A 6,954-nucleotide genomic window follows, 5' to 3' on the forward strand; every position below is an offset into this window, starting at 1 on the left:
GCCTCACGCGCGCGCTCGCCGGCGCGGTTGAACCAGGCGGCCAGCCGGCGGTAGCCGTCCAGGTCGCGGCGCTCCGCTTCGGGCAGCCAGGCGACGATCAGGTAGCGGTGCCCCATGACGTGGGCGGCCTCTAGCGTGCGCTCGAACTCTCCGCGCAGCAACTCGAGCGGCAGGTGCGCCGAGGGGGCGGCTAGGCCGAGCCGGTCCAGCGCCGTCCTGACCTGCTGCGGCGTGTGGCCGAAGTAGCCGGCGAACTCGACCTCGCGGTAGCCGATCTCGGCCACGCGCGCCAGCGTGCCCTGGAAGTCCTGGCGCAGCCTGGTGCGAAGCGTATAGAGCTGCACGCCGATGCGCTCGAGCACGGGCGCGGCGGATACGCTGGACGAGCGCGCCTTCGCCGGGCGGGGCGAGGCCTCGCCGCGCCCGAACTGCAGGCTCTTCCCTTGCCCGGTGCGGCCTGTGCCCAGGCCCGCCGCGGCCAGCAGGCTAAAAAAAGTGCGACGTTTCATTCCCTATCCGCACCACCCGGGAGGACCATGCTTCACTGGGATGAGGTGAAGCGGGGCACGGTCACGGCCGCCAGGTGCCCTGCGCCACGGCGGGGATGAACTCCTCCAGCTTCTCGGGCGGGAAGCGCAGGGTACGCCCTTGCTCGGCGCTCATGTAGGCGGCCATGAGCAGCTTCACCACCTCGAGGCCGTGGTCCCAGGTGAGCAGGGGCGTCTGGCCGCGCAGGAAGGCGCGGGTGAAGTGGCGGTCCTCGGCCTGGTAGCCGTAGGCGGCCGCCTCATCGGCGACCAGCGGCATGAGTCCGACTTCCGCGTTCTGCTTCTCTACCAGGTCCTCGCCCGCGGCGCCGCGCACCTCGCGGCTGAAGAAGAGCTTCAGCCCGGTGTCCAGCGAGTTCCAGGACATGGAGTACTCGGGGCCCAGCAGTTCCGCGGAGAGGCGGAGCCCGGGGCCGACGAAGCTCCAGGACGTTGTCGCCTCACCTAGCACACGGCGGCCCTCCACCGTCTCGAACTCGATGGTCATACTGGCAAAGTCCTCGGCGGGCGCGCTCAGATAGTCCACCTCGGGGCCCATCCGGCGGGAGAGCCGGTCGGCGTAGTCGGGGCGGGTCCACTTGAGGCTGGCAATGTGGCCGGTCACGCTGACGGGCCGGAGCGAGGAGAGCGGCGCGCCGGGCTCGGTGAGCAGGTGCCAGACGACCAGGGCCGAGTGACACATCATGTCGTTCAGCACGCCGCCGCCCTGGAGCCGCCCCTGCCAGAACCAGGGGGCGTGCGGGCCGCTGTGCTCCTCGGCGGCGCGGGCCAGGTACGGTCGGCCGGTAAGCCCGGCGCCGCGCGCCCAGAGCATGGCGTGGCCTTGCGCGACCTGGGGCGCGAACACCTGGTTCTCGAGGTAGCCGTGGGCCAGCCCGGCGCGGCGCACCAGGCCGGCGACCTTCTCCGCCTCGGCGACGTTGCGGGCGAGGGGCTTCTCGCAGGCGACGCCGCGCAGCGCGCCGGCGCCGCGCTCGAGAGCGTGCACGATCTCTTCCACGTTCTCGACGCGGGCGAAGTTGGGGCCGCACAGCCAGAGCGCGTGAATGCGGGGGTCTTCGACCATCTCCGTGATCGAGCCGTAGCGCCGGGCCGGGCCCACCTCGAGCCGGCGCGCCAGCGCGGCGGCGGCCTCGGCGTTCTCGCGCTTCGGGCTCCAGACGCCCAGGATGTCGGCGTCCCGGACGGCCGTGAAGGCCTGCAGGTGGAAACGGGCGTTGAAGCCGCTGCCAATCATGCCAATGCCGAGGCGCTGCTCAGTCATCGTCCACCGAAATACTGGGACGCCGTCTCGCGGTAGCTCACGCCCAGGTGGCGGAGCGCTGCCTCGGGACACCCCTTCCACTCGGGCACGGCAGTGTTGCCGGAATACCCCAGGTCCTGGATGCCGATGCGGCTGGAGAAGAAGCCGGAGGCAGTCAGGTCACGGAACCGGTTGAAGAAGTGCACGCCCTGGCTCAGCTCGGGGCGGGCGCGGGCGGGCCAGGCGATTTCGTCCAGGATGGCCGTCTGCTGGGCGGGCGCCAGCTCGGCGAATAGCTGGCCGAAGCGCTCCATGCTCTCGGCGTCCAGCCAGCGCAGCCCGCCCCGCATCCAGGTCTGCATGGAAGGGCGGTCCATCATGGTGAAGTCCATGAACTCGGGGACACCCGCCTCCGTCGCGCTGCCGGAGCGCTCGTCCCGCGGGATGATGAGGTCCACGAGTGTGCGCACGGTCCGCCACTCGTGCGGCGTGAAGAACCTGGGCTGGTAGCGCTCACCCTCCCCCTCTCCCAGGCGGAGCGCCTGCTGCGCGGCTTCTGCCGCGCGCTCGACGGCGGCCGGGGTGGTCTCGAGGCGGTCCAGCGCCATGGCCAGGGGCAGGCTGGCGAGCACGCCCAGCGCCTGCCGGCGGCTCATCTCGCTCACAGCGCCCTCCTTTTCATCTGCCAGGCAATGTACTCGCCGGTGCGCATGGCGAGCGCCAGGATGGTCCAGGTGGGATTCTTGTCCGCCTGCGAGACGAAGGCGCCGCCATCGGCGAGGAACAGGTTCTTCACCTCGTGCGCCTGGCAGTACTCGTTCAGCACCGAGGTGGCCGGGTCACGGCCCATGCGGGTCGTGCCCAGCTCGTGGATGATGACGCCGCCGGGCAGGAGGCCGTAGTCCTGCTCATAGCTCGGCATGGGCGCGTAGACCTCGCCACCCATATCCGCGATGATGGCGCGGAAGGTCTCCTGCATGTGCCTGGCCTGCTTGCGCTCATGGTCGCTCCACTTCCAGTGGAAGCGCAGGACCGGGATGCCCCACTCGTCCACGGTGTCGGGATCGATGTCGCAGTAGCAGTCGTCGTTGGGGATCATCTCGCCACGGCCGGAAAAGCCGACGGTCGCGCCCCAGTATCGCCGGTAGTCCTGCTTGAGCTGCTGGCCGTAGCCGCCGCCCGGCGGGTAGCGGTGGATGTTGCCCATGAAGCCGTAGGAGGGCACGCGCCGGCCGCCCCACACCTCGATGTGGTAGCCGCGCGGGAAGTCGAGCTTGCGGTTGTCCAGCCACCAGGGCATATAGATGTGCCCGCCGGCGCCATCCTCGTTGTGCACGGGGTTGTCGACCAGCCGGGGGATGAAGCCGGCCACGTCGGTGCCGGTCGTGTCCGTGAGGTACCGCCCGACCACGCCGCTGGAGTTGGCCAGCCCCTGGGGGTGGCGCGAGGACTTCGAGTTGAGCAGCAGGCGCGCTGACTCGCAGGCGCTGGCGGCGAGGACCACGACGCGCGCGCGCACGTGCGCGCCCGAGCCCGTCTCCTTGTCGATGTAGGCGACGCCGGTGGCGCGGCCGTCGTCGCCCACCGTGACCTCGCGCGCCATGGCGCTGGTGATCAGGGTGAGCCGGCCGGTCGCCAGCGCGGGGCGGATCAGCACTTCCGGGCTGGAGAAGTTCGAGTTGGTGCTGCAGCCGCGGTTGCACTGGCCGCAGAAGTGGCAGGCGGGGCGGCCGTTGAGCGGGCGGGTCAGGATGGAGAGGCGCGAGGAGATGCAGGCGACGCCCAGACGGTCGCAGGACTGCTTGACCAGCAGCTCGTAGCAGCGGGGGCGGGGCGGCGGTAGGAAGACGCCGTCCGGCTCGTTAGGCAGGCCTTCCCTGCTGCCATAGATCCCGACCAGCCGGTCGACCCGGTCGTAGTAGGGCTTGAGGTCCTGGTAGCTGATCGGCCAGTCATCGCCCAGCCCGTCCAGGCTCTTGCGCCGGAAATCGTGGGGGCCGAAGCGCAGCGAGATGCGGCCCCAGTGGTTGGTGCGCCCGCCCAGCATGCGTGCGCGGAACCAGCGGAAGCTGGTGCCCGGCGCCGTGGTGTAAGGCTCGCCGGGGATCTCCCAGCCGCCGTCGCAGGCATCGAACTCGCCGAACGGCCGCTCGGTCGTGGACGCGCCCCGGCGCGGCGAGTCGTAGGGCCACCTGAGCATGTCGCTGTGCTCGGTCGAGAACCAGGGGCGGCCGGCCTCGAGCAGCACTACGCTGGCGCCGGCGCGGGTCAGCATGTAGGCGGCCATGCCGCCGCCCGCGCCAGAGCCGAGGATGGCGACGTCGTAAACTTTTTCGACGGAATGGGAGGGCACGGGCAACCTCGGCAGTTACGGACTCGTCCCGGAAATCCTGCGAGTCGCTTGTGTCGAGTTCACAAGCACGGGCCGGTCATGCAGCTTTGGAACAGGCCCCTGTCGCACCTCTGCGAGGAAGAGTTTGGGAGCAGCAGCTATTGCGGGGCTGTTGCAGAAGGTTAAGGCGGGCGAGCCCGCCATGCAACACAGCTCGCGGCTTGCCGGCGGCGCGGCTCGGCGCCCCCGGTGCGTCACCATAATGGACTAAATCCACCGCTGACGTCTTGCCAGGGGCGAGGACGGGCGCTCATTTATACGGCAACCCACGCGCCTGACTGCTGCAGCGGGGAAGCCCGGTCATGGTGCGACCCTCGCGGCCGATCGTCGCCTGAAGATCGCCTTCACGATTCTGGGTGGCCGCTGGCGGCAGGGGCATCGTTCTAAAAGTCTGTGACCCCAAGGCATTCAGAGAGTAAGTCGCCACAGAGGGAAGCTTCCGCTCACCGAGGTCACCGATGTACAAGACGAAGCCCTGCGCCGAATGCGACATGCCGTCCAGCCAGCCGCTGCGCGTGCTGGTGCTGAACGGGACACTCAAGCACTCGCCCGACATCTCGAACACGGAGGAGCTGGCGTCCGAGGTGGTGCGGGCCATGGAGGCGCACGCGCCCATCGAGGCAGACTTCATCCGGCTGGTGGACCGGGCCATTCCGGCCGGGTTGGGCTACCGGGAGTCGGCTGATGACGACTGGCCGGAGATCGTGCAGCGAATCAAAGCCGCGGACATCGTGATCTTCGCCACGCCCATCTGGTGGGGCGGGCGCTCGAGCCTCATGCAGCGGGCGATCGAGCGGCTGGATGCGCTGGACGAGGAGTACCATGCCTCGGGGCGCAGCGCGTTGTACAACAAGGTGGCGGGTGTAGTGATCACGGGGAGCGAGGACGGCGCGCTCAGCACCATGGGCACGATCATGATGGTGCTGACCTGGATGGGCTTCACCCTGCCGCCGGAATGCGCGGCCTACTGGGTGGGTGAGGTGGGGTTCCCACCGGCGGAGGACCGGGAGAAGCGGCTGAACAACCCGGCGGTGCCCAACATGGCGAAGAACATGGCGCGCAATCTGGTCTACTACGCGCAGCTCCTGCGCCTGCACCCACTGCGCCCGCGACATTTGGAGGCAGTGGTGGCGGAAGCCGGAGACTGAGCGCTTAGCAGCGTCGGCTCGAGACCTGACGGAGGGACGCATGGGTCGGCTGCGCATCGAGGTGTTCCGCGCCCTGGTCATCCTGCTGGCCGTGGCGGCGGCGGGGCTGGCCTCCTACACGGCGGCGTTCCTGCTGGCCCTGTTGCAGGCTCGCGGGCTCGTGATCAGCATGACGGCGACCCTCGAAGTCGTGACGGCGCTGGCCGCGGCGGCACTGGGCATTTATGTGATCGCGCGGGCGCCCGCGTCCGGCGCTGCGCGGGCGCTCTCGCTGTTCCTGGTGCTGGTGGGACTCTACGAGATGTTCCCACTGCTCAACCGCTACGGCTGGCGCTGGTTCCAGAGCATGGGCGGGCCACTGAACCCGCTCTTCGTGCTGGCGCTGTCCAGCCTGGTCAGCTTCACTACCGTATTCCCCCGGCACCTGACCGAGGCCGAGGTAGAAGCCGCTCCGCTCCTGTCCCGGACCTTCGGCACTTTCAGTGGCCTCCTCCTCTGGCTGCAGCGGATCTCCGTCAAACCGAGGTCATTGGCCAAGCTGACCCTGCTGGTGGCGGCGGTGTTCCTGGCCATCACCTTGCTCGCGCCCTGGCCGGGCGGGTGGCAGAGCAGCCAGGCGTACCAGATCCTGCCCTACTTCGAGATCCATTACCGCACCAGAATCGCGCAGTTAGGCCCGAGGTCGCTGAACCTGGGGCTGCTGGTGGCGCAGCTCATTGCGGGGGCCTACGCGCTGACAGTGGGGCTCGGGGTGCTGCTGGCGATGTTGAACCTGAGGGTGGCATACGGCCGCGGGGAGGCGGCGGAGCAGGCCCGCGTCTTCTGGCTGCTGCGCGGCCTGGTCATGGCGTCCGTGCTGGTGGGCGTGTTCGTGGCGGCGGGGGTGGTCAGCCTGCAGGCCAGTTACTCGCTCTTCCTGGAGATCTTCGGGACGGTGCTCCTCGACCTGGCGTTCTTCGCCATGGTGGTCTTCGGCTACGTGGCGGTCTTCTCGACGGGGTCGCTGCGGCTGCTGCGCGAGCAGGGTGGCGCGGCGGCGGAGGCGACGGGCGCGCCAGAGCCGGAGATCGCGTTCTGAGCCTTAGTGGTCGAATCCGCAAATACGCCCGCATTCGGCCACCACTCAGCTCACGTTGCCGCTCTCCACGACCCGAGAAGCGTTGTAATAGATGTTCGCCTCCCCTGCCGCGCCCGAGGTGTTGTTGCCGGTAACGACATTGCCGGAGACGACGCCGCCCGTCGACCGGAAGACGTGGATCCCGCTCTTTTTACACCCACTCACGGTGTGCTCACTCACCTGAAAGCTGGTGCCCGACAGCACCTGATTGGCAATCCTCGAGGCGCAGTCCCGTCCGCGGGCTATGCTTCGGGCGGGTACGACGCTATTAGATAGAGAATAATGTTCTCGTCGAGCTCAAGTCCGTCGAGAGACTCCTCCCCGTCCACAAGATCGGGTTGACCAGGGGGCGGGGGCGGGTGCAGAATGGAGCCGGTTTTACCGGGAAGGGTTTTGATGAAGCGGTTGCTGGTGACGGGAGCCGCGGGCCAGATCGGCTCGGAGCTGGTGCCGGCGTTGCGGGAGCGCTACGGCGAGGACCGGGTGGTAGCGTCGGATATCCGGGA

Annotated in this window: 8 protein-coding genes; 3 read left to right on the plus strand and 5 right to left on the minus strand. The window is 68.9% G+C overall.

The genetic code is table 11. The features are described from left to right. The 4 genes from HY703_04970 to HY703_04985 all read right to left on the minus strand — a co-directional run. Positions 1–509, minus strand: a 509-nt coding sequence (locus tag HY703_04970; GenBank protein ID MBI4544527.1) for a sugar phosphate isomerase/epimerase, incomplete at its 3' end; no start/stop codon positions are given. Positions 510–570: 61 nt separating this feature from the next. Continuing rightward, positions 571–1,812 carry a Gfo/Idh/MocA family oxidoreductase gene (locus HY703_04975; protein MBI4544528.1) on the minus strand — a complete coding sequence of 414 codons (1,242 nt, stop codon included), beginning with the start codon at positions 1,810–1,812 and terminating at the stop codon, positions 571–573. Beyond that, positions 1,809–2,456 (minus strand): gluconate 2-dehydrogenase subunit 3 family protein, encoded by a 648-nt coding sequence (locus HY703_04980; protein MBI4544529.1) that lies wholly within the window; start codon positions 2,454–2,456, stop codon positions 1,809–1,811. The genes HY703_04975 and HY703_04980 overlap by 4 nt, the downstream gene beginning before the upstream one ends. Next, positions 2,453–4,078, minus strand: coding sequence for a GMC family oxidoreductase (locus HY703_04985; protein ID MBI4544530.1), 1,626 nt, complete (start codon positions 4,076–4,078; stop codon positions 2,453–2,455). The genes HY703_04980 and HY703_04985 overlap by 4 nt, the downstream gene beginning before the upstream one ends. Positions 4,079–4,641: 563 nt before the next feature. On the opposite strand from HY703_04985, the gene HY703_04990 reads away from it, so the two are divergent. Both HY703_04990 and HY703_04995 read left to right on the plus strand, forming a co-directional pair. Further along, complete coding sequence (locus HY703_04990) at positions 4,642–5,331, plus strand: NAD(P)H-dependent oxidoreductase (protein MBI4544531.1); 690 nt, start codon at positions 4,642–4,644, stop codon at positions 5,329–5,331. A gap of 40 nt (positions 5,332–5,371) precedes the next feature. Then, positions 5,372–6,409 (plus strand): hypothetical protein, encoded by a 1,038-nt coding sequence (locus tag HY703_04995; protein ID MBI4544532.1) that lies wholly within the window; start codon positions 5,372–5,374, stop codon positions 6,407–6,409. A gap of 45 nt (positions 6,410–6,454) precedes the next feature. On the opposite strand, the gene HY703_05000 is transcribed toward HY703_04995, so the two are convergent. Next, positions 6,455–6,613 carry a hypothetical protein gene (locus tag HY703_05000; GenBank protein ID MBI4544533.1) on the minus strand — a complete coding sequence of 53 codons (159 nt, stop codon included), beginning with the start codon at positions 6,611–6,613 and terminating at the stop codon, positions 6,455–6,457. Positions 6,614–6,844: 231 nt separating this feature from the next. On the opposite strand from HY703_05000, the gene HY703_05005 reads away from it, so the two are divergent. Further along, the coding region (locus HY703_05005; protein ID MBI4544534.1) for an L-threonine 3-dehydrogenase at positions 6,845–6,954 on the plus strand (110 nt) is incomplete at its 3' end.

The sequence above is a fragment of the Gemmatimonadota bacterium genome (assembly GCA_016209965.1).
Taxonomy (GTDB): domain Bacteria; phylum Gemmatimonadota; class Gemmatimonadetes; order Longimicrobiales; family RSA9; genus JACQVE01.

What these genes read in the sequence shown, in the direction of transcription:
- HY703_04975 (MBI4544528.1), bottom strand. Translation starts at nt 1,812, where the DNA reads ATGACTGAGCAGCGCCTCGGCATTGGCATGATTGGCAGCGGCTTCAAC.
- HY703_04985 (MBI4544530.1), bottom strand. Translation starts at nt 4,078, where the DNA reads ATGGCCGCCTACATGCTGACCCGCGCCGGCGCCAGCGTAGTGCTGCTC.
- HY703_04990 (MBI4544531.1), top strand. Translation starts at nt 4,642, where the DNA reads ATGTACAAGACGAAGCCCTGCGCCGAATGCGACATGCCGTCCAGCCAG.
- HY703_04995 (MBI4544532.1), top strand. Translation starts at nt 5,372, where the DNA reads ATGGGTCGGCTGCGCATCGAGGTGTTCCGCGCCCTGGTCATCCTGCTG.